The organism is Pseudomonas sp. RL_15y_Pfl2_60, assembly GCF_963970595.1.
Taxonomy (GTDB): Bacteria; Pseudomonadota; Gammaproteobacteria; order Pseudomonadales; family Pseudomonadaceae; genus Aquipseudomonas.
On record NZ_CAXAOE010000002.1, the window covers coordinates 800,279 to 822,537 of the forward strand.

Genomic DNA, 22,259 nt, shown 5'->3' on the forward strand with positions numbered 1-22,259 from the left:
GGAATGACCTCACCTCGACTGTGCCATTTCACGCAAGAACAGTAACGCCTCGCGTGCGAAGACGTCGTATTGCGCCAGAATATCGGCCAGGCCGATCCAGATAATCACCAAGCCCAGCACCACCGTCAGCGGAAAACCGATGGTGAAAATATTGAACTGCGGTGAGGCCCGGGTCATGACCCCGAACGCCAGGTTAATCACCAGCAAGGCGGTAATCGCCGGCAACACCAGGATCAGTGCCGCGCCAAATACCCAACCAAGCTTGGTCGCGATATCCCAATACTGGTTAGTCAAAAAGCCGCCGCCGACAGGCAAGGTGACAAAACTTTCGGCCAGCACCTCGAACACCACCAGATGCCCGTTCATGGCCAGGAACAACAAGGTCACCAACATGGTAAAGAACTGGCCAATCACCGGTACTGAAATACCGTTGGTAGGGTCGACCATCGAGGCGAAGCCCAGGCCCATTTGCATCGAGACAATTTGCCCGGCGATCACGAATGCGTGGAAAAACAGCTGCAACACAAAGCCCAGCATCACCCCGATCAGGACTTCCTGGGTAATCAGAACCAGGGTTTGCACGTTCAATGCGTCCACCTGCGGCATGGCTGGCAACGTCGGCAGCAGCACCAGGCAGATCGCCAGCGACAAATACAAGCGCACCCGCACCGGAACCAGCTTGGTGCCGAAAATAGGCATGGTCATAAGCAACGCGGCGATGCGAAACAGTGGCAGCAAAAAACTGCCCACCCAACCACCGATCTGCGCATCGCTCAGCTCAAGCATGGTCAGCCAATGAGCGAGGGAATGTTCATGATCAAGGTGCGCGAGTAGTCCATCAACTCACGTACCAGCCAGGGGCCGGTCACAATCAGAGTGAGGAAAATCACCATCAGGCGCGGCAGGAAACTCAGGGTTTGTTCATTGATCTGGGTGGCGGCCTGGAACATGGCAACTAATAACCCCACCAACAAACTTGGCACAACAATAGTTGCGACAATCATCGAGGTCAGCCACAGCGCCTCACGGAACAGATCGACTGCAACTTCTGGAGTCATGGCTATATACCTCCAAAGCTGGCGGCCAGCGTGCCCATGATCAACGCCCAGCCATCAATGAGTACAAACAACATGATCTTGAACGGCAACGAGATAATCAGTGGCGATAGCATCATCATCCCCATCGCCATCAAGATACTCGATACGACCAGGTCGATAATCAGGAAGGGGATGAAAATCATAAAGCCGATCTGAAATGCGGTCTTCAGCTCAGAGGTCACAAAGGCCGGTACAAGGATGGTCAATGGCGCGTCATCCGGGCTGGCGATGTCGGTGCGCTTGGACAGGCGCATAAACAACTCAAGATCACTTTCACGGGTTTGCGCCAGCATGAAATTCTTGATCGGGCCTTCGGCCTTGAGTATCGCCTCTTGCGCCGGCAGCTGTTCATTGAGATAGGGTTGCAAGGCGTCCTTGTTAATCTGGTCGAACACTGGCGCCATGATGAACAAGGTCAAGAACAGCGCCAGGCCGACCAATATCTGGTTCGATGGCGTCTGCTGCAAGCCAAGCGCCTGACGCAAAATCGAAAACACAATGATGATCCGGGTAAAGCTGGTCATCAGCATCAGGAACGCAGGGATAAAGCTCAGCGCGGTCATGATCAGCAGAATCTGCAGACTGACCGAATACTCCTGCTGCCCCTCGGCATTGGTGCTCAGGGTGATCGCCGAAATCGACAGCGGGTCATCCGCGCCCAGCGCCATTGGCGCCACCAGCATGAACAACGCAAGCAACAACAGGCGCATAGCGCTCATCAACTCTTGTCCTTATGGTCTTTACCCAACAGCTCCATCAGGCGTTGGGAAAACTCTGTTGGCGCAGGCTTGCTTTCACTGCTTTCGACCGGCTCTTTAAGCACATGCAACGGGGTGATCCGCCCCGGCGTCAGACCCAGCAACACCTGCTCATTACCGACTTGCACCAACAGCAGACGATCACGCGTGCTCAGCGCCTGGCTGGATATAATCTTGATTGCCTGACCACCACGCGGAGTAATCTGCTGCACCCGGCGCATCAGCCAGGCCAGCAAAAAGATCAAGCCGATAACCAGCAGCAAACCAACCAGCAGTTGAGTCAGTTGCCCGGCGATGCCACTGCTGGCCATCGGCGTGACCGCCCTGGCAGCAGGTTCGGCAGCCAGCGCAGTCACAGGCATGGCGAGCAGCACGGCGAGGCTTTTCATATCAACGCAGCTTCTTGATGCGTTCGCTCGGACTGATCACGTCCGTTAGACGAATGCCGAACTTTTCGTTGACCACAACCACTTCACCGTGGGCGATGAGCGTGCCGTTGACCAGCACATCCAACGGCTCGCCTGCCAGGCGATCCAGTTCGATGACCGAGCCCTGGTTAAGCTGCAGCAGGTTACGGATGGTGATGTCGGTATTACCCACTTCCATGGATATCGACACTGGAATGTCGAGAATCACGTCAAGATTCGGACCTTCAAGGTTGACCGGCAAATTGCTCTTTGGCACGCCGCCAAACTCTTCCATTTCAGCCCGAGAAGCCGCTGGCGCCGAATCACCGCCAACACCGGCGAGCATAGCGTCTATGTCATCTTGATTGGCATCGCCCGACTCGGACAGTGCAGCGGCCCACTCATCGGCCAATGCCTGCTCCTCGGGTGAAGTTGCTTCATTTTCATCTGCCATGATCATTCCTCGGATGGCGTAAAACAGTTGGAGTTCTTCTGCAACGCTCTGGGTTGGCGCAGAATCTCCTGGTTATTCAGTGTTGCAGCCGCCGCTAGCGGCTACGATTAATCGGGTCGAGCACTTGCAGCGCCAAATTACCTTTGTGCGCGCCCAGCTTGACCTTGAACGAAGGCACGCCACTGGCGCGCATAATCACATCGTCTGGCAGCTCAACCGGAATCACATCACCGGGCTGCATATGCAGGATATCGCGCAGCTTCAGTTGACGCCGCGCAACCGTGGCCGACAAGGGCACGCGAACATCCAGCACATCTTCGCGCAGCGCGTTGATCCAACGCTCGTCATGATCGCCGACATCGGACTGGAATCCGGCATCTAGCATTTCGCGAATGGGTTCGATCATCGAGTAAGGCATGGTCACATGCAGGTCGCCACCGCCACCATCCAATTCAATGTGGAAGGTCGACACAACCACCACTTCACTTGGGCTGACGATGTTGGCCAACGCCGGGTTAACCTCGGAATTAACGTAATCGAAGTTAATGTCCATGACCGCGTGCCAGGCTTCCTTGAGATCGACAAACGCCTGGTCCAACACCATGCGCACCACGCGCAACTCGGTCGGAGTGAACTCCCGGCCTTCAATCTTGGCGTGACGACCATCACCGCCAAAAAAGTTATCAACCAGCTTGAACACCAGCTTGGCGTCGAGGATAAACAAGCTGGTGCCGCGCAAGGGCTTCATCTTCACCAGGTTGAGGCTGGTCGGCACGTACAACGAATGCACGTACTCGCCAAATTTCATCACCTGTACGCCGCCAACTGAAACATCCGCAGAACGGCGCAGCAGGTTGAACATGCTGATGCGGGTGTACCGGGCAAAGCGCTCGTTGATCATCTCCAACGTCGGCATGCGCCCACGCACGATACGATCCTGGCTTGTCAGGTCATATTGTTTGACGCTACCTGGAACCCCAGCGTCTTCAGTTTCGACCATTCCGTCATCGACACCATGCAGCAAGGCATCAATTTCATCCTGGGAAAGCAGGTCTTGCACGGCCATCGATGGCTCCCGACTACTGCAACACGAGGTTGGTAAATAACACTTGTTCGACCACGGTCTTGCCGACTTCCTTTTGCGCCAGTTCCTGCACGCTAGCCGTCGCCTGCTGGCGCAGCATTTCCTTGCCGACCGGTGTCACTAAGCTATTGAAATCCTGGCCAGAGAACAGCATAACCAAACGGTTACGCAGTACCGGCATATGCACTTTAAGCGCATCCAGCGCTGCTTGGTCACGCGACATCAAGGCAACGCTGACCTGCATGTAGCGGGCGCGGCCATTCTGGCTGAAGTTGACCACAAACGCAGGCGTCAACTCCTCGTAGATAGCGGCTTGCTTGACTGGCGCGCCCTCTTCTTGCTGGGTTTCGGCGCTAGGCTCTGGTGTATCGTCCTGCTTGCTGAGAAAGAACCAAGTACCGGCAATTGTCAGACTCACCACCAGCAACAAGGCCACCACAGCCAGGATAATGATCTTCATCTTACCGCCAGACTTGCCATCCGCTGCCGGGTCTTGCGGCTTATCTTTCTTCGCCATGCCAATAATCCGTCACAAATTCAGGTTAGCAACCATTAAAGCCTGTTCGAGCAAGTGTTATGCCAGATTGGCTTTTATGCTTTTGAGGGATGCACAAACAACATCGCCCGACGCTTTGCAACGCCGGGCGAGTGGTCGACAGGATAACGCTTTTTATCCGTCATTGGTCATAACTACGCACACCCTGGCCAGATGCTGGTTAGGTCATGATAGACAGGCTTGGCGTTGCCCAGCCTGTGATCAGGCGTAGTAATCGACCATGCTGCGAGGCGCGCCATAGGCCGTGGCTCGCTGATCGATACTGGCAATCGACAACTCCTCATCATGACCACCAGTAAAGCCTGAACCAGAAGCACCACGCTGACCGTCACTGCCTGCTTGTTGCTGGTTTTGTCCCTGGCCTTGCCAACCGCGTCCTTGGTTGGGGTCGGTGACGCTGACATCCTGCAGGTTGATTCCCTGCTGGGTGAACATCTCGCGCAACCGATGCATTTGCCCTTCAAGACTATCGCGCACCGCGGCATTGGCGCTGGCAAAGGAAACCTGGGTCTGGTCATGGTTCATGTGGATACGCACTTCCAAGCGCCCCAGCTCAGCCGGGTCAAGCTGGATCTCTGCCGACTTGAGGTTCTGGCTCGACAAGTACATGACCCGATCCACGACCGCCTCGGTCCAACCGCCCTGCTGCATCGCGATTGGCGTACCGACCACCGGTATTTTCGGGGTGAGTGAAGTTTGCTGGGTTACGGCCTGACTCAACGCATTGAGCTTGCTGACAAAATTCTCTGGCCGGGTATCGGCCGAACTTTCCTTGAGGCTGTCCAGCGCTTCGGCGGTGAGATCACTCAAGTTGAATTCGCCGGCCACAGCTTTCTCGCTTGATTGCAACTTCGAGCCCATCGCTGCCATGGCGCTGGCAAAGCTCTGCTCGGGGTTGAGCGCGGCTTGCGTGGAGACCGCTCCTGGTGATTTCTGTTCGGCATTGGCCGCCGCCTGCGCCTTGCCGATATCCAGAGCCATACGCACCGCTGGCAGCTGGTTCATGGCATCGAGGTCGGCATCAAAACTGGCATCAGTCATGCTGGCTGGCCCCGAGCTTTTGAAGTTGGCCGAGACCGCGGTCATCTGCGCAAGCTGATCGGCATTCAATTGCAAGCCGAGCAACTCATCAGTCTCTTCAGTCGACGGTGGCGTATCGGCTTGCCCCTCCTCGCCCTCACCCTGGGTCATCGCCGGGTCAGTCGGCAAGGAATTGCCGCTATCGGCAACCGTTTGCGGCTGAGCCTCGCCATTAGTGTCGACACCGGCATCATCGGCCGCCTTGGCTTTGTGCTCATTCGCCGCTTTTGCCGGGCTGTTACTGCGCTCGGCTGGCTTGGCCTGACGCTCATTGGCGTAGACCTCAGCAAAGCTGGAAGCCTCACGGCCACGGGGTTCAGTCGGTTTTGCCTGAGGCTTGGCCGCCGCAACCTTGGGCTTTAAATCGACTGCTGGTTTGAGCAGTAAGTCAGCTGCACCGGACATCGGCACTCTCCACACGGATTGGTTCGTACTGGGAGATAGCAAGAGCCAGGCCAAGTCTGCCTGCGTGCATCAGTGAAGGGAGTTTAATCGGTTTGGTCTACGCCGCCTGCGGCTTGGCGCCTATTTGATCAGGCTTGGGAGGCTCGAATTTCGAGCTGGAAAAAAACCCTGACTGCGGCCAACTCGATTTTGATCTGGGCAAATAGCTGATCAAGCATGGGTCTGTTTTGCTGCTCGACAGCCAGTTCAAGCGCCTGGCACATGCGCGCCAATTCAAAGGCACCAATATTGCCGCAACTGCCCTTGAAACTGTGTATGGCCAGACGCAGGGCTGTCATGTCGTTCTCGACAAGCGCATGCTCGGCCAGCCTCAGGCGTTCATTGGAGTCTTGCAGATAGGCCTGGAGCAAGACCGGGTATTCATGACCCATGACGTCCTTTAATCCGGCAATTATGACTTTATCAACATGTGCTACCACGGTGCGACACTCCTTGATTCGCCCATCACCGAAAACACTGCGCGGACACACTAACGTCGCCCAAGTATAAGACCAAATGCTTTTTAATCGATTTCATCCAGAGGCTAGCTTAAAACCGCTCTCGATCGGCCAGCCGTTGCGACAATTCATCGAGCATTTTCTGCTCACGCTTGTCCTCAAGTTGACGCGCTTCATCCTGGTAGCGCTGGATCAATTTACGCAGCCCCTCAAGACGTGCATAACGCTGCTGCCAAGCCTGGCGAACTTTATCGACATTATTGCGATGCCAATCAAGGCTTTGCTGCTGCTGGGCAATCGCGGTTTCCAACTGGGAAAGAAAACGCTGATAGTTAATCAACCATTGCCCGGATACACCGCGCTGACCTTCAGTCATCCATTGCTGCTGATAATCGGCGCGGTAGCGCTCAAGCTCACCCAGTTTGACCTCAGCCTGGCCCTGTAGCGCTTGAGCCCGGCCCAGCTGCACAGCAGCTTCACGCTCGGCGCGCTCAGCCATTTCGACCACTGGCGCCAACTGCTGAGCACGACGTTTACTCATGCTTGAGTATTATTTGGCGGGTTGAATGTGCTCGCAAGCTGGGCTGAACTGCTCGACAACCCCTCGCTCTCGTCCAGGCTCTGGCGCAAAAAAGCCACCATTTGCGGACGCTTGGCGATGGCCAGATCGGTATCCGCATCGCCACCCGGCACATAGGCGCCAACACTGATCAAGTCGCGGCTTTGTTGATAGCGCGACCACAGCTGCTTGAACCGCTGGGCGCTCTGCAGGTGCTCACGCGTGACCACTTGCGGCATTACCCGGCTGACAGAGGCTTCGATATCAATCGCCGGATAATGGCCCTCTTCGGCCAAGCGTCGACTCAAGACTATATGTCCGTCGAGCACCCCGCGCGCGGCATCGGCAATCGGATCCTGTTGATCGTCACCTTCGCTCAACACGGTATAAAAAGCGGTAATTGAACCGCCACCTTCTTCGGCATTACCCGCACGCTCCACCAGCTTGGGCAACTTGGCAAAAACTGATGGCGGATATCCCTTGGTAGCTGGCGGCTCACCAATGGCCAAGGCAATTTCACGCTGGGCCTGGGCAAAACGCGTCAGCGAATCCATCAGCAACAGGACATTCTTGCCCTTGTCACGAAAGTATTCGGCAATTCGTGTGCAATAGGTGGCAGCGCGCAAGCGCATCAACGGCGCATCATCAGCTGGCGAAGCCACCACCACCGAGCGTTTGATGCCCTCTTCACCGAGTATTTCCTCGATGAATTCCTTGACCTCGCGGCCCCGCTCACCAATGAGCCCGACAACAATAATCTCGGCTTCGGTGAAGCGCGTCATCATGCCCAGCAGCACGCTTTTACCCACGCCGGTACCGGCAAAAAGCCCCAATCGCTGGCCTCGCCCCACGGTCAGCAGGCCATTGATCGAGCGAATGCCCACATCCAGCGGCAGGTCAATCGGATGACGCTTCATCGGGTTGATTTGCGGGCCGTCCATCGGCACCCAATCTTCGGCCTTCATCCGCCCCTTGCCATCCAATGCAGCGCCTGTGCCATCAAGCACCCGGCCCAGCATCGACATGCCCATCGGCAGACGCCCGGTATCCGGCAAAGGTACGACACGCGCCCCTGGCGCTATGCCGGCCAGGCTGCCGACCGGCATCAGGAAGATCTTGCCGTTGGCAAACCCCATCACCTCGGCCTCGACCTGCAGCGGATGATAGCTGCCCTCGTTAATGACCATGCAGCGGCTGCCCAACGAAGCACGCAAACCTTCGGCTTCAAGGGTTAAACCCACGACGCGCAACAAACGTCCTTCGACTACGGGCGAGCTCGGCAACTTGATCGCCTCGCTGTAGCCACTCAAGCGCTTGGCAAAACTAACGCGCTCAAGATTCACGTGGGGAGTTGTCCGCTGAGCTCAGTGGAATATGCATATCGGCCTCAAGCGGATGCACCGCCTGTTCGCGTTGTTGTTCGAAGAGTTGCTTGAGCGACTGGGTAATGCGCGTTTCAACGGTCGCATCGATCCGACTGTTGGCACACTCCACCCGGCAACCGCCCGGAAGCAGTGACTCATCCTCAAGTATCCGCCAGTTTTCCTCATGGCGGTCACGCAAGGTTTTGATGATGTCGTAATCCTGCGGATTAAGATGAATCCGCACATTGTCATCACCAATGGGCAATAACTTCAAAGCCTCTCGCAGCACCTGCCGTATATGGCTGGAGTCGTGCGACAACTCACGCTGGATCACCTCGCGGGTGATGCGGCTGACCAGGTCGATCATGGCCGCCTCTATCTGCTGATCCTGCTCGGCAATGGGCTCGAACAACTGGCTCATTACCCGCTCAAGCCCTTCAAGCTTGCTGGCCAATGCGGCCTCGGCTTCCTGCTTGGCCTTGAGTTGCCCGGCATGGTAACCGTCACGCTCGCCGGTCAACAAACCCTCGTTGTAGGCTTCCTGGCGAATGGCTTCTAGCTCATCCAGTGTCAGCGGCTTGAGGTCTTCCGGGGCAACGTCTTCGCTGTCGGCTTGAGCATCAGCCGCCGGCGTTGCGGGCTCCTCATCCGCCTCACTGGCTGGCAGCTTGGTGGTTTCTATATGCTGATCGAAACTCGGCAACGACCAGACATCAAGTGCATTGATATCCCCGGCACGAATAAGCTCGCTCTGAACGTCTTTAGCCATAGTGGCTTACACCATTTCTTCGCCGCCCTTGCCACCAAGGACGATCTCCCCGGCTTCGGCCATGCGGCGGGCGATGGTGAGAATTTCTTTTTGCGCGGTCTCGACATCGCTGACGCGCACCGGCCCCTTGGCTTCAAGGTCGTCACGCAGCAGCTCGGCAGCTCGCTTGGACATATTCTTGAAGACCTTTTCCTTGATCGCCTCGTCAGCGCCCTTGAGCGCCAGCACCAGAACATCGGACGACACCTCGCGCAGCAGCGCCTGGATGCCGCGATCATCAACATCGGCCAGGTTGTCAAAGACAAACATCAGGTCTTCGATCTGGGTCGACAGGTCTTCATCGACTTCACGAATCGAATCCATCAACTGCCCTTCAACAGAGCTGTCGAGGAAGTTCATGATATCTGCGGCGCGCTTGATGCCACCAAGGCTGGCGCGACTGGTGTTGGAATTCCCGGAAAACTGCTTCTCCAGGATCAGGTTCAATTCTTTCAGGGCTGCAGGCTGTACTGTGTTCAGCGAAGACACACGCAGGACAATATCCAGGCGGACTTTATGGTCAAAGTGGCTCAGCACTTCACCGGCCTGGTCGGGGTCCAGGTACGCCACGACAATGGCCTGGATCTGCGGATGCTCGTAACGAATGACGTCAGCCACCGCCCGCGGCTCCATCCACTTAAGGCTGTCGAGGCCGCTGGTGCTACCACCGAGCAAAATCCGGTCAATCAAGTTGCCCGCTTTGTCTTCGCCAAGGGCTTGAGTCAGCATTTTGCGGATGTAGCCATCGGCACCCACGCCCAGGCTAGTCTGGTCGCCAACAATCTCGACAAACTCACCCATCACCAATTCGACCTGGTCACGGTTGATATTGCGCATGCCAGCCATGGCCACGCCGACTTTCTGCACTTCCTTAGGACCAAGGTGGCGCAAGACCTGGGCCGCGTCGGTTTCCCCCAATGACAGCAGCAGGATTGCAGCCTTCTCGACCTTATCTAACTTGGCGTTCGCGCGACCTTCACTCATCGTCGTTGATCCACTCTTTAACTACTTGAGCAACCCGGCCCGGATCTTCGGCAACCAGACTTTTAATTGCATTGAGCTGCGCGTCATAGCCTTCGCTCGGGCTAGGCAACAAGATGCTTTGCGGGCCGCCAAGGCTGACCCGATCGGCCGCCAAGCCACCGGCCATGTCGCCTAACTCTACATCGCCATCTGCGCCGCCGGCCACTGCCATTTCACGGCTCTTGCCACCGCCGGTGATGTTATTCAACACCGGACGCAACACACCAAACACCAAGACCAGGATAAACAGCACGCCCAGCACCTGCTTGACCGTATCCCAGAACCACGGCTGGGTGTAGAACGGAATGTCGACTACCTCCTCGCCAGTGATCGCGGTAAACGGCGTATTGATGACGCTGACGCTGTCACCACGGCTGGCATCAAAGCCAACAGAGTCCTGAACCAGTCGGGTAAAGCGCGCCAGCTCATCGCTGCTCCAAGGCACCTGCGTGGTCTCGCCTGTTGCAGGATCAACCTTGATCTGATCATCAACCACTACAGCGACAGATAACCGGCGCAGGCGACCTTGTTGTTGCTTGGTGTGGCTGATTGAACGATCCAACTCATAGTTGCGCGTTGACTGTTCACGTTTATCGGCCGGGAAAGGTGCCAGCATAGGCTGGCCGGTAGCCGGATCAATCACTTGCTGGCCATTGGCGTCGAGCAGCGGTTGCCCCGCAGCAACCGGGCCTGCAGGTGCAGCGGCAGCGGGTGCATTGGCTTGTTGCGGCGCATTGGTTGGCGTCGGCGGCTGATTGCTCAGCGCACCCGGCACGCCTTGCGGCGGCAGGCTACTGCTACGCTGCTCGTCGGTTTTCTGTTCGCTGCGCAGCGCTGGCTGGTCTGGATTGAACATTTCCGAGGTCGATTCAACGGCGCTGAAATCAACATCGGCTGAGACTTCGGCTTTATAGCGGCCCGAACCTAAAACCGGTTGCAAGATATTGTGCACGCGCTGGGTCATCAGGCTTTCAAGGCGACGGCTGTAGTCGAACTGTTTGCCCGCCATGGTCAGCGCCGAGTTTTCTTGCTGATCGCTGAGCAGATTGCCTTTTTGATCGACCACTGTGACTTGCGACTTATCCAACTCAGGTACGCTGGTCGCCACCAAATTAATGATCGCCATCACCTGGCTCGGCTCAAGCCCACGGCCCGGATAGAGTTCGACCAGCACCGAAGCGCTTGGCTTGCGGTCATCGCGCACAAACACCGAACTTTTCGGAATCGCCAGATGTACACGCGCAGCCTTGACGTTATTGAGGCTCGAAACAGTACGCGCCAACTCACCTTCCAGGCCGCGACGATAACGGGTGGCTTCCATGAACTGACTGGTGCCCAGGCCTTGTTCCTGATCAAGGATTTCAAAGCCCATGGTTTTGTCGCTCGGAGCCACGCCCGCGGCGGCCAGACGCATGCGCGCACGGGCCATGTCTTCGGACTTGACCAGCAAGGCGCCTGAGTTTGGCTCGACGGTATAGGCAATGTCAGCCATCGACAGGGTTTCCATCACCTGCGATGCATCCATGCCGTCGAGGCTGCCATAAAGCGGACGATAGTCGGGCTGCTGTGACCACAAAACCACGGCAAAACCAATCGCCACGCTTGCCGCCAAACCGACCATAAGACCGACCTGACGCAGCATGGTCATTTCCGAAAGGTTTTCCAGAAATGTCAGACCAAACAGCGGTTTCTTCGAGTCGCCAGAGGCGCCGGTGGTAGCCGGCATATTTGCCGAGAGAGCGTCAGCCATGATTCAAAATCCGCCTTTAAACCGGCATCTGCATGATGTCTTGATACGCCTGAACCAGCTTGTTACGCACCTGGGTCATGGCCTGGAATGAAACGCTGGCTTTTTGCGACGCGATCATCACGTCGGTCAGGTCAACGCCGCTTTTGCCCATCTCGAAGGCGGTAGCCAGCTGAGTGGAAGCCTGCTGGGTTTCATTGACCTTGCCAACCGCTTGACCGAGCATGTCAGAAAAACTCGGTGCGCCTGGCTCAGGTGTGGCTGACACAGGTTTTGGACGCGCCATGGCATCCGCCTGCATGGAGCGCATTTCCAACATCAGTCGATTAAATTCAATGCCTTGGCTCATAACTTCCTCCACTGGCCGCTTTCTTTTTGACACTTCGCGGCGCTATACAGGGTTAGTAGCAACAAGGATGCCAGTTAAGCGCTGGTGGATAATTATTCTGAAGCGATCGGGTGATTGACGCTTTGCGCAGCTAAACACTCGAAGCACGGGTTATGGCCTGGTGGACAAGCTTCGCATTGTCGCCTCTACAGGGAAGGGCTCAGCTGGCGTAGAGATACGCCTCTACATCCATCCCGGCATCGCGCATTTGCGCCAGCTTGTAACGCAGGGTGCGCGGGCTGATACCCAGGCGCTCCGCTGCTTCCTTGCGCCGCCCCCGTTCGGTACGCAAGGTGTCGATAATCACTTGGAATTCACGACGACGAAGATCTTCGCCCAAAGCCCCAGACTCTGGCGCGTCAATCTCCTCGATCACCACCTCGGCTGGCGCCGTCACGCTCGGTTGAGCCGGCCTGGCGATAGGCGCCAAGGAGCTGGCGCCCACGGGCGCCGCCAGGCACAGGTCCTGCGGCTGGACCAAACCGCCCTGCTGCAAAATCAGCGCGCGCTGCACTGCGTTATCCAGCTCGCGCACGTTGCCCGGCCAGGCATGCGCCAACAAGCTGGCTTGCGCCTGCGCAGAGAATCGAACCGGGGCGTGATTCATTTTCTTGACGTGCTTGGCCAGCAGTCGCTCGGCCAACGGCACTATATCTGCTGGCCGTTCACGCAACGGCATCCACGCCAGCGGGAACACCGAAAGCCGGTAATACAAATCCTCGCGGAAGCGCCCGGCAGCAACATCGCCCGCCATGTCGCGGTTACTGGTGGCGAGCACGCGAATATCCAGCTCAATCGGCTTGCGCCCACCTACACGCTCGACCTCCCGCTCTTGCAACACACGCAACAACTTAGCCTGCAACGCTAAGGGCATTTCAGAAATTTCGTCGAGCAAGATGGTGCCGCCGTTGGCCAGTTCAAACTTGCCCGGGGCACTGTTCACGGCGCCGGTAAACGAGCCTTTCTCGTGACCGAACAGCGTGGCCTCAAGCATATTGTCTGGAATCGCCGCACAGTTGATCGCAATAAACGGCTTGTTCGCACGGGGCGATTGCTCGTGAATGTAACGCGCCAGAACCTCTTTACCTGTACCTGACTCGCCAGTAATCAATACCGTTGAATCACTGCGCGCCACCCGTGCAGCAAGGTCGAGCAACTGCACGCTCGCCGGCTCTACAGCAATCGGGCCTTGTTGCTCGCCACAGGTAATAACGCCACGCGCATGACGATCAACCAGCGCCAGCAATGCCTTGGGCTCAAAGGGCTTGACCAGATAATCGGCGGCGCCTTGACGCATCGCATCAACTGCTCGCTCGACGGCGCCAAAGGCGGTCATCAATAACACCGGCATTTGCGGCAAACGCTGACGGATGGTGGCCAGTAATTGGTGGCCATCCATTCCAGGCATGTTGACGTCGCTGACCACCAAGCCAAATGGTTCTTGCTCCAACGCCAGCAACGCAGCCTCGGCACAATCCACCGCGTGGTAGTCGTGTCCGCCAATACTCAAGGTATCGGCGAGTGCTTCACGCAGCGCGCGGTCGTCTTCGACCAATAGAATTTTAGCGGCCATGGCGGTTACTCCTGAACAATCATTTGCGCCGCGCTGATCAGCGGCAAAATCAATAACGCGCTGGTACCGCGCCCCGGCTTGGACAACAACTTCAGCTCGCCCTGATGGGCTTTAGCCACAGCCTTGACCACCGCAAGTCCCAATCCGGTACCTGTGGTTTTAGTGGTGAAGAAGGGTTCGCCGAGGCGCGCCAGAGTCGGCGCGTCGATACCGGGACCGTCATCACTGATACACAGCCGCAAGCTGTTGTCGCGGCTGTATAGATGTATTTTCAAGCGTGCATCGCGCCCGGAAGCCTGAATGGCGTTTTCCACCAGATTCAGCGCAGTGCCGACCAAGGTGTCGCGATTACACAGCAACTCGCCCGTGTAACTGTCGCATTGCCAGCGCACCTGCATGCCTTGCACATGCGCCTCACCCGCTGCGCGCAAGGCATTGAACAAAGCCTTTGGCGTGATTCGGTCTGGCAAGGGCAAGTCGCCGCGAGCAAATATCAGCATGTCGCGGACCTGATGCTCAAGCTCATGCAGGCGTTCTTTCAAGCGACCGGCAAAGCGCTGCTGCTGTTCGGCCGGCAACACCTGTTCAGTCAAGTGGCTGGCGTAGAGCAGCGCGGCCGAGAGCGGCGTACGAATCTGGTGAGCCAGCGATGCCACCATGCGGCCCAGCGCCGATAAACGCTCATGGCGTGACAGCTGATCTTGCAGGCGACGGGTTTCGGTCAAGTCGGTGAGCAGCACCAACTGGCCAGGCTCGCCCTGCAATGAGCGAGTCGCAATCGCCAGGCGTCGACCATCCCTGAGCGAGACTTCATGGCCATCATCTTCACGCGGGGCAAAACTGCGGGCGATGACTTCACGCCAGAGCATGCCCGCAAGGGGTTTGCCCAGCAGATTACGCGCAACCGGATTGGCCTCGCGCACCACGCCCTGGCCGTCGATAACAATCACCCCACCCGGCAGCAAATCGAGCAGACTCTGCAGGCGCAGAGCCAGGCGCTCCTTCTCGGCCAATTCCTGCATGCGTTGCGCACTGACCAACGCCAGCTGCCCTTTGAGCTCAGTGACCCGTGACTCCAGCAAGCTGTAGGACTCGCTAAGCTGGTTGGACATCTGATTAAACATCTCAAATGCTTGCTGCAAACTCTCACGCCCCGCCTGCTCGGCCGGCTCGGAGGGCATTTCCTGGGTGTTTTCAGCAGTTTTGGCAGTGCTAGTCATTCTTCTATCTCGCGCAGCGTGCCGTCATAAGACAGTCAGTTGCATGAGTGTTAGCAATACCCGTGCCGAAAAAAATATCCTTTATTATCAATCAGATAAAAAATAAGGCCGAAGCTAGTGTCAAAGCTTCGGCCTTATTTAATGGGTTCGCGCCAAGGGAATGACTAATGTTTGTGTGTTAGTCGTCCTGGCCCTCTTCATCGCGCCTACTCATGTTGTACTTGCGCATTTTCTCAACCAGCGTCGTGCGCCGGATACGCAAACGCTCGGCTGCCCGCGCAACGATGCCATTGGATTCATCCAGCGCCTGCTGGATCAAGCCCTGTTCGAGGCTGCCCAGGTAATCCTTGAGGTCGATGCCTTCAGCCGGGAGCTGCGGTGCAGTTTCAGGGCCAGGCAAACCTGCGAGAATGGCCGCCCGCTCCTCAAATTCGTCAAACATGGGTTCGTGCAAGTGTTCGTCTTCATCATCTACATGGCGAAACTTCTTGGGCAGCTCACCGACACCAATCACGCCGTAGGGATGCATGATCGCCATGCGCTCGACCAGGTTTGCCAGCTCGCGCACGTTGCCTGCCCAGTCATGACGACACAGCGACATGATCGCCGCTGAGTTGAAACGGATCGAGCCACGCTTTTCGTGCTCCATGCGCGAGATCAACTCGTTCATCAGCAGCGGAATATCTTCAATGCGCTCACGCAGGGGCGCCATCTCGATGGGGAACACGTTCAACCGGTAATACAGGTCTTCACGGAAGGTGCCTGCCTCGATCATGCTTTCGAGGTCTTTGTGAGTCGCGGCAATGATGCGCACATCGGCGACCTGAGTCTTGTTGCTTCCCACCCGCTCGAATGTGCGCTCCTGCAGCACGCGCAGTAACTTGACCTGCATTGGCAACGGCATGTCGCCAATTTCATCAAGAAACAAGGTACCGCCGTTGGCCAGCTCAAAACGCCCGGCACGGTTGGTTATTGCCCCGGTAAAGGCGCCTTTGTCATGGCCGAACAGCTCGCTTTCCAACAGCTCGGCAGGAATGGCGCCGCAGTTGACCGGAACAAAGGGCCCTTCACGGCGCTTGGAATGGTAATGCAGGTTACGCGCAACAACTTCCTTGCCGGTGCCAGACTCGCCGAGGATCAACACACTGGCTTCGGTATCCGCCACTTGCTGCATCATCTGCCGCACTTGCTGAATAGCACGGCTGGTACCAACCAGGCTGCGAAATAGATTAGCTTCGCGCTGGCGACCGCGGGCACGGGCTTGATCGTACATTTCGCGGTACACCTGCGCGCGGTGCAGTGAGTCAAGCAGCTTGTTGTAGCTGGGCGGCATCTCTAGGCTAGCCAGCACGCTACGGCGAATATCCTCGGGCCAATCCGCATGAGCTGTGGCGTCAATCAACAGCACCGGCAAGAACTCATCCCAGCTTACCAGTTGCTTGATTTGCTCCAGCAGCTCCCCACTGCCTTGCACATCGCCAAGCATGACGCACAACACCGCTCGACTGGACTCCAGGTCAGCAACCTTGGTTTTCCACGAAGCGCTATCACACGCCAGATGTTCTTCGCCTAAAAAATTTAAAATCACCGCAAGATCGCGGCGACGCTCAATGTTGTCATCAATCAGCAGAATTTTAGTTTCACGCCACATAGTTTTATTTCGTGTCCGGGAGTGAAAATTGGGCTGGATCACTATCTGAACCGCCAGCACTTAGCCATTAAGTTAAATCAATTAACCCGGCACATGTCAATTTTATGGCGTGTTTTATTTGTTAAAAACGACCAATGCCAATATTTACGTGTGATCGACGTGAAAGACACAATCATGCGCAGGGCACAGAGCAAGAGGCCTTGAGCGATTGCCAAGGCCAGACACAAAGAGCTGGTGAAACAGTCGCTTACAACCCCCCTACAAAGGTGGCGAGCGATACAGAGACAAAGCCCAAAATGCGTTCAGCCTAAAAGCTGTGAGCCATTCTTTAACGCCGCACGGGCCGCCTTGTGATACCTAACGCAGCCGTTATTCAGAAGATTCTTAACCAAACAGCTGATAAACCTTCGCGCCATTGTGCGCCTGATTAAGCTGTACCAACTCACCGGCAAGGCGTTTTTGCTCGGACTGGCAAACGTTGACCAGCTCGCGGTACAAATCAAGCAGCTCGGTCATCCGCGTGCGCAAGGCCTCTTCGTCACCGGCGACATCAAGCATGGCTTCATCCACAGCCTCGCGACACTGTAGGTCGAGGTTGCCGATTGCGGCCCAGTCCTGAGTAGCCAAGGCGCTACGCAGTGCACTTCCGGTGTCTTGTAGGCGCTGTACTGATGAACTCATAACTTACTCCGAATGCCGCCTTAACCGATCGCGTCCCAACCGGACTTAATATTACGCAACAGGCTCGCTACTTCTTCAAGTGGCTCAGCTTGGTTTTTCACGTTGGCTTCAAACAAACGCGCTGACATGTATTCATACAGACTGTCGAGGTTTGCTGCCAGTTCACCGCCTTGCTGCAGGTCCAGACCGTCGCGCAAGCCGCCAACGATGCCAATGGCTTTACCAATCAACTCACCCTTGAGGGCCACCTGGCCACGCTCCATGGCGCCACGCGCCTGGGCGATACGGGTCAAGCCACCTTCCATGAGCATCTGGATCAACCGGTGCGGGCTTGCATCAACAGCCTGGACCTGAGTATTAACGGCTTGGTACTGCTTCATCGCTGCCATCGCGTACATTGTCGCTCTCGCTTATATCTGTGCCTGATGCTTAAGCTATCGGCGCAGCGGCAAGAAGCTTTAATGATTTGTGGGTGAAAATATCGCTTAAAAAGCTTGGAAATAGCCGGGGTGAAAGACGCTATTTTCATGGTGGAAAATTCAATTGAAAACACCGCAATAGAGCCGATTGGCTTGAGCATCACGCGCTCAACAGCTACGCGTTGGATTCACGGTGGACAAGCTTCGCGTTGTCACACCCTACGCGAATGAACCATGATCAGGCGGTTTCGACTTCCGGGGCAATGGCATCCCAAGCGGACTTGATCTCACTTAGCAGCGCTTCAACTTCGTCAATCGAGCGCGGGGTTGTATCCAGCGCGACACCTGCCAGACGGCGGGTCATGTAGTCGTAGAGCGAATCGAGGTTTTGCGCCAACTCACCACCCAACTCCATGTCCAGGCTGCCTTGCAAGGCGCCAATGATGCTAAGCGTGCTGCTGACCGCCTCACCGCGTACACCGGGCTGGTTAGCCGCCTGGGCTTTGCGGGCCTTGCGCAGACGCTCAATGGCGCCATCGAGTAGCATCTGCACCGCACGGTACTGGCTCACGTCCTGGCTGACAGCAACCTGCTTGTACATATCAATCGGTTGTTGGCTCATGCCTTACTTATCCTTTTTGACGAAGCCGGGTAATGCTTCAAGCGATTGAGTCAAGCGATCGCTGGTCTGGTTGAGTTGGGTAACCAATGATTCCATTGCGTTAAATTGCTTGTACAGGCGTGTCTGCAGTGACTCGATCCGACGATTAAGGTCTTCTTTCTGGTCATCGATATCGGTCAGGGTCGATTGCAAGCCATTCATACGCTGCTCAAGCACACCGCCGTTTTTGACAAAACCATCAACCTTGCTATCCAGACGACCGGTTATGCCGGTATCTCCGGTAAAGAAGGTGCCTACCGAGTCAAAGTTGTCAGTCAACGCTGTCTTTAACTTGTCATCATCAATGGCCAGCGTGCCGTCTTTCTGAGTGGTAATGCCCATGTCAGAAAGCGTGCGAATACCGCTTTGATCAGCCGGATTTACCAGCTCATTGCGAACAGAGCTGAGCAGGTTACGCACCGTGGCGTCACCGACCAAGCCTCCGACAACGGGCTCTTTACCCTCGCCCACGCTAACCACTCGGGTCAGCTCATTGCTGGTGGTGATAAGCGTGTTATAGGCGTCGACAAATTTCTTGATATTCGCCGTAACGCCAGAGGTGTCCTGACCGACTTTCACAGTCGCGGTCTTGCCTGCCTCGGTCACTGCTGCCAAAGAAAGCGTCACCTCAGGAATAGCATCAGTAACAGTGTTGGTTTTGCTGTGCAGTACCAGGCCATCAATGCTGAATTCGGCATCGGCAGACTGAGTGATGAAGCCTGCACTTGCTGGATCAGTACTGTTGAGCGCTTGAGTGCCGTCTGCATCAAGCGCAGATAAGTTACCTGTGCCACTGACAATAATGTCGTTGCCTGCGCCGGTGGTGGTTGAGCTAAAGACCAGGCGCGACTCTCCGGTGCTCGGGTTATTGACGATGTTAGCGCTGATGCCCTGCTCTTTAAGCGCAGCATTGAGCTGGTCGCGGGTGCTTGCAAGATCGGAACCTGCGGCGATTTTAACCTCGGTGACAGCACCCGAGCTGCCCAGTTGAACCGAGAATGTTTCCTCGCCTGCGCCACTCTCAAAAGTACTGGCAACTGTGGCGCTGGCGACTTTGCTTGAGGTCGCCAGACTATTGACCACAACCGAGTAGCTACCCGGCAAGGCATCCTTGGTGGCAGTCGCTGTGACTGAACTGGTATTCGACGAACTGGCGGTCCGATTCTCAAACAACTTGATATCGTTGAGCCCGGCCAAGGCCGTCTGGAACTCACTCAATGCGCCTTTGAGGGTTCCCAAGGCAGAAAACTTGGAAGTTGTGGCAGTTTCAAGGCGAGACAGCTGCGCCGTCTTCGGGGCTGAATCAGCATTCACCAAGGCGGTGACAATGCTGTCGATATCCAAACCGGAACCACCAAGACCTGATATACCTACCATGTTCTCCACCTCGTCATGGGTTTGACGCTAAATTATCTAGTGGCAAACCCTTACAAAAATCATGCCGCCTACTCAGTTTGAAGCAACCAAGTTCAGAGGCGGCCTTTCAGGCTTCAGCTTTGAACAGCAAGCTGCGGACAGCCTCAAGGCTTTCGGCAAGTTTGAGCGCATCTTCCGACGGGATCTGTCGAATAACATCCCCGGAAGCCGAGTCAGTGACTTTGACCACGACACGGCCAGATGAGTCATCGACTGCAAAATTCAGGTCACGGCGAATAGACTGCATATAACCCTGAATGGATGAAGCCGCCTGTTCAACTGCTTGAGCTGAAGACTCGGGCTCTTGCTCGGTTACGCGTTGTTCGCTCACCGCAATGGGATCAGGCTGGACAGTTGCAGAGCGATTACCTGTGCCGACCACCGGAGCCTTGACTCCGCTATTCACCAACGACAACGTATTGCTGATTGCTACGTCCATCGTTAAATCCTCTGAATGGCAAGACGGGGAGAAGCGCCAATGCACTTCCCCCCGCGATGTTTGCCTAACCTAAAACTTACTGCAGGAGGCTGAGAACAGCCTGTGGCAGTTGGTTAGCCTGGGCCAGAATCGCAGTACCAGCCTGTTGCAGCACCTGGTTTTTGCTCAGGTTTGCAGTTTCAGCAGCATAGTCGGTGTCCTGGATACGGCCTTTTGCAGCCGATACGTTCTCCGAGATGCTCTGCAGGTTGCTGATGGTGTTATCGAAACGGTTCTGCACCGCACCGAGATCCGAACGCTGTGAGTCGATAGAAGCAATCGCAGCATCGATCACGTCGATAGCGTTCTGAGCGCCGTAAGCAGTACTTACATCAACTTCACTGACCGAAGACAGCAGACCTGCTGTTTCACCTGTAATGGCGGCTGCAGCAGCACCCGACAGAGAGAAGGCAGTCGAAGAGCTGAGTTTCAGTGCGCCGTTGGCAAAACCAGCACCAGCGCCGATATCAACGGTTGCAGAAAGGTCGCCCAGGTTATCGCCATCGGAGTCTTCAGCCGAACGGGTTGCCAGAGTAAGGTCACCAGCGCCAGCAGCAGTTGTACCGTCAGCCTCGAAAGCCGCACCTGTGAAGGAGATGGTCGCGCCACTGTCAGAGCTGATCTCAAGTGTGCCGTCGCCATTGACCTTAGCCTGCAGGCCAGCACCGCTGGAGTTTACAGCGCTAACAACCTGGTCGAAGGAGTTCAGACCCTTCAGGTCGATAGTCGAGTCAACGCTGGAGCTGTCAGTTTTGGACACTTCGATTTTCAGATCGAATACTTCAGCAGCCGCAGTTTTAGTGATCACTGCGTCAGTGCGAGCTGAAGCCTTGACCGGAGTACCCGCAGCGTTGATTTTGCTGGCAACTACGGAGGCTGTATCAGTCGCGACGAAGTCTTCAACATCAACTTGCTTACCGTTTGCCGAGATGGTCAGGGCACCGGTCGGAGCACCAGCGGCAGCGCTTGCAATACCCAGAGCAGTACCGGCTTTATCCGAAGTATAAGCACCAATTTTGTTAGAGCTGGCGTTGCCGATTGAAACGTTGATGGTTTCGTTTGCATTGGCGCCAACCTGGAAAGCAGTGGCTCCGAACGAGCCGTCGAGCAACTTACGACCACCGAAAGTGGTGGTTTCAGCGATACGGTTCAATTCGTTTTGCAGTGCGCCCACTTCTTTCTGCAGAGCAGAACGGTCGGTGGAGTCGTTGCTGCCGTTAGCGGCTTGCAGAGACAGGTCACGCATACGCTGCAGGATGTTGGTCGACTGTTGCAGTGCGCCTTCAGCGGTTTGCGCCAAGGAGATGCCGTCGTTAGCGTTACGTACTGCAACGCCCAGACCGCTGATCTGGCTGCCCAGACGGTTGGAGATCTGCAGGCCGGCGGCGTCGTCCTTGGCGGAGTTGATACGCGAACCGGTAGACAGACGCTGCAAGGAAGTGCTGAGCGCATTGGAAGACGAGTTCAGGTTGCGCTGAGTGTTCAGAGAAGCAACGTTGGTATTGACTGTAAGGGCCATGGTGTTTGCCTCCAATGGGCTAGTGTCTTAGGTATCTGGGTGTTGCGAGCTGTGGGCTTGAGCCTTGCTCCGGCACCCAGTTACTTCGCATTCGTAAGTTGTATCGGCGTTACTGGCACAAGCTTTAGATTTTTTTTCAAGGCGTTTCGAATTATTTTTTAAAACCTTATAAAACAAATAATTAGCTCAAAAAAACACCAAACAACCTACCAACTTTGTAGATACCGTCTTAATCCTCATCGCGCAACAGCGAGATGAGGATCAAACGGTTTTCCGGATTTTAGTATGCCGTAGGCGATGCAGAGTAGCTTGCGCATAGCTGCACAGATGATCTGTTTACCCGTTTTGCCATTGGCTTTCATTCGCTCAGCCAGCGCCCGAATAGCGGGGTTATGAGTGATGGAAACGATGCCT

Annotated in this window: 24 protein-coding genes and 1 pseudogene; all 25 read right to left on the reverse strand. The window is 56.0% G+C overall.

The window, feature by feature from the left end:
• Positions 1 to 9: 9 nt before the first annotated feature.
• A complete protein-coding gene (fliR, locus tag AACY26_RS08840) occupies positions 10 to 786 on the reverse strand; it encodes a flagellar biosynthetic protein FliR (RefSeq protein ID WP_339513041.1) in 777 nt (258 codons plus the stop codon).
• Between the two features lie 2 nt (positions 787 to 788).
• The gene (fliQ, locus tag AACY26_RS08845) at positions 789 to 1,058 is read right to left on the reverse strand and encodes a flagellar biosynthesis protein FliQ (RefSeq protein ID WP_339513043.1); all 270 of its coding nucleotides are present in this window, start codon (positions 1,056 to 1,058) and stop codon (positions 789 to 791) included.
• Between the two features lie 2 nt (positions 1,059 to 1,060).
• Complete coding sequence (gene fliP / locus AACY26_RS08850) at positions 1,061 to 1,807, reverse strand: flagellar type III secretion system pore protein FliP (protein ID WP_339513135.1); 747 nt, start codon at positions 1,805 to 1,807, stop codon at positions 1,061 to 1,063.
• An 8-nt stretch (positions 1,808 to 1,815) separates the two neighbouring features.
• Complete coding sequence (gene fliO / locus AACY26_RS08855) at positions 1,816 to 2,244, reverse strand: flagellar biosynthetic protein FliO (RefSeq protein ID WP_339513045.1); 429 nt, start codon at positions 2,242 to 2,244, stop codon at positions 1,816 to 1,818.
• Position 2,245: 1 nt separating this feature from the next.
• Positions 2,246 to 2,716 (reverse strand): flagellar motor switch protein FliN, encoded by a 471-nt coding sequence (gene fliN, locus AACY26_RS08860; RefSeq protein ID WP_339513047.1) that lies wholly within the window; start codon positions 2,714 to 2,716, stop codon positions 2,246 to 2,248.
• Positions 2,717 to 2,810: 94 nt separating this feature from the next.
• Positions 2,811 to 3,782 (reverse strand): flagellar motor switch protein FliM, encoded by a 972-nt coding sequence (gene fliM, locus AACY26_RS08865; protein WP_010482906.1) that lies wholly within the window; start codon positions 3,780 to 3,782, stop codon positions 2,811 to 2,813.
• 13 nt (positions 3,783 to 3,795) lie between these two features.
• Positions 3,796 to 4,317 (reverse strand): flagellar basal body-associated protein FliL, encoded by a 522-nt coding sequence (gene fliL / locus AACY26_RS08870; RefSeq protein ID WP_339513050.1) that lies wholly within the window; start codon positions 4,315 to 4,317, stop codon positions 3,796 to 3,798.
• Between the two features lie 240 nt (positions 4,318 to 4,557).
• Positions 4,558 to 5,841, reverse strand: coding sequence for a flagellar hook-length control protein FliK (locus AACY26_RS08875; RefSeq protein ID WP_339513052.1), 1,284 nt, complete (start codon positions 5,839 to 5,841; stop codon positions 4,558 to 4,560).
• 128 nt (positions 5,842 to 5,969) lie between these two features.
• On the reverse strand, positions 5,970 to 6,320 hold the full coding sequence (locus AACY26_RS08880; RefSeq protein ID WP_339513054.1) for an Hpt domain-containing protein: 351 nt from the start codon (positions 6,318 to 6,320) through the stop codon (positions 5,970 to 5,972).
• 109 nt (positions 6,321 to 6,429) lie between these two features.
• Entirely contained in the window at positions 6,430 to 6,879 is a 450-nt protein-coding gene (fliJ, locus tag AACY26_RS08885; RefSeq protein ID WP_339513056.1) for a flagellar export protein FliJ, read from the reverse strand.
• Positions 6,876 to 8,240 carry a flagellar protein export ATPase FliI gene (gene fliI, locus AACY26_RS08890; protein WP_339513058.1) on the reverse strand — a complete coding sequence of 455 codons (1,365 nt, stop codon included), beginning with the start codon at positions 8,238 to 8,240 and terminating at the stop codon, positions 6,876 to 6,878. Before fliI ends, fliJ begins: the two co-directional genes overlap by 4 nt.
• On the reverse strand, positions 8,230 to 9,030 hold the full coding sequence (fliH, locus tag AACY26_RS08895) for a flagellar assembly protein FliH (protein WP_339513060.1): 801 nt from the start codon (positions 9,028 to 9,030) through the stop codon (positions 8,230 to 8,232). Before fliH ends, fliI begins: the two co-directional genes overlap by 11 nt.
• A 6-nt stretch (positions 9,031 to 9,036) precedes the next feature.
• The gene (gene fliG / locus AACY26_RS08900) at positions 9,037 to 10,053 is read right to left on the reverse strand and encodes a flagellar motor switch protein FliG (protein ID WP_010482897.1); all 1,017 of its coding nucleotides are present in this window, start codon (positions 10,051 to 10,053) and stop codon (positions 9,037 to 9,039) included.
• Positions 10,046 to 11,842 (reverse strand): flagellar basal-body MS-ring/collar protein FliF, encoded by a 1,797-nt coding sequence (gene fliF, locus AACY26_RS08905; RefSeq protein WP_339513063.1) that lies wholly within the window; start codon positions 11,840 to 11,842, stop codon positions 10,046 to 10,048. The genes fliG and fliF overlap by 8 nt, the downstream gene beginning before the upstream one ends.
• 16 nt (positions 11,843 to 11,858) lie before the next feature.
• Positions 11,859 to 12,188, reverse strand: coding sequence for a flagellar hook-basal body complex protein FliE (gene fliE / locus AACY26_RS08910; protein ID WP_339513065.1), 330 nt, complete (start codon positions 12,186 to 12,188; stop codon positions 11,859 to 11,861).
• Between the two features lie 199 nt (positions 12,189 to 12,387).
• The gene (locus tag AACY26_RS08915) at positions 12,388 to 13,800 is read right to left on the reverse strand and encodes a sigma-54-dependent transcriptional regulator (RefSeq protein WP_339513067.1); all 1,413 of its coding nucleotides are present in this window, start codon (positions 13,798 to 13,800) and stop codon (positions 12,388 to 12,390) included.
• 5 nt (positions 13,801 to 13,805) lie between these two features.
• A complete protein-coding gene (locus AACY26_RS08920) occupies positions 13,806 to 14,981 on the reverse strand; it encodes a sensor histidine kinase (protein WP_339513137.1) in 1,176 nt (391 codons plus the stop codon).
• Between the two features lie 217 nt (positions 14,982 to 15,198).
• A complete protein-coding gene (locus AACY26_RS08925; protein WP_339513069.1) occupies positions 15,199 to 16,671 on the reverse strand; it encodes a sigma-54 dependent transcriptional regulator in 1,473 nt (490 codons plus the stop codon).
• Positions 16,672 to 17,055: 384 nt separating this feature from the next.
• Positions 17,056 to 17,352: a flagellar protein FliT gene (locus AACY26_RS08930; RefSeq protein WP_339513071.1), complete on the reverse strand. Its 297-nt coding sequence runs from the start codon at positions 17,350 to 17,352 to the stop codon at positions 17,056 to 17,058.
• A gap of 20 nt (positions 17,353 to 17,372) precedes the next feature.
• Complete coding sequence (gene fliS / locus AACY26_RS08935) at positions 17,373 to 17,750, reverse strand: flagellar export chaperone FliS (protein WP_339513073.1); 378 nt, start codon at positions 17,748 to 17,750, stop codon at positions 17,373 to 17,375.
• Between the two features lie 259 nt (positions 17,751 to 18,009).
• Positions 18,010 to 18,393 (reverse strand): flagellar export chaperone FliS, encoded by a 384-nt coding sequence (fliS, locus tag AACY26_RS08940; protein ID WP_339513075.1) that lies wholly within the window; start codon positions 18,391 to 18,393, stop codon positions 18,010 to 18,012.
• Positions 18,394 to 18,396: 3 nt separating this feature from the next.
• Positions 18,397 to 19,809, reverse strand: a complete 1,413-nt coding sequence (gene fliD / locus AACY26_RS08945) for a flagellar filament capping protein FliD (RefSeq protein ID WP_339513077.1) — start codon at positions 19,807 to 19,809, stop codon at positions 18,397 to 18,399.
• A gap of 106 nt (positions 19,810 to 19,915) precedes the next feature.
• A complete protein-coding gene (locus AACY26_RS08950; protein ID WP_339513079.1) occupies positions 19,916 to 20,287 on the reverse strand; it encodes a flagellar protein FlaG in 372 nt (123 codons plus the stop codon).
• 76 nt (positions 20,288 to 20,363) lie between these two features.
• Positions 20,364 to 21,845 (reverse strand): flagellin, encoded by a 1,482-nt coding sequence (locus AACY26_RS08955; protein WP_339513081.1) that lies wholly within the window; start codon positions 21,843 to 21,845, stop codon positions 20,364 to 20,366.
• Between the two features lie 236 nt (positions 21,846 to 22,081).
• Positions 22,082 to 22,259, reverse strand: a pseudogene (locus AACY26_RS08960) (IS110 family transposase); the annotation flags it as partial.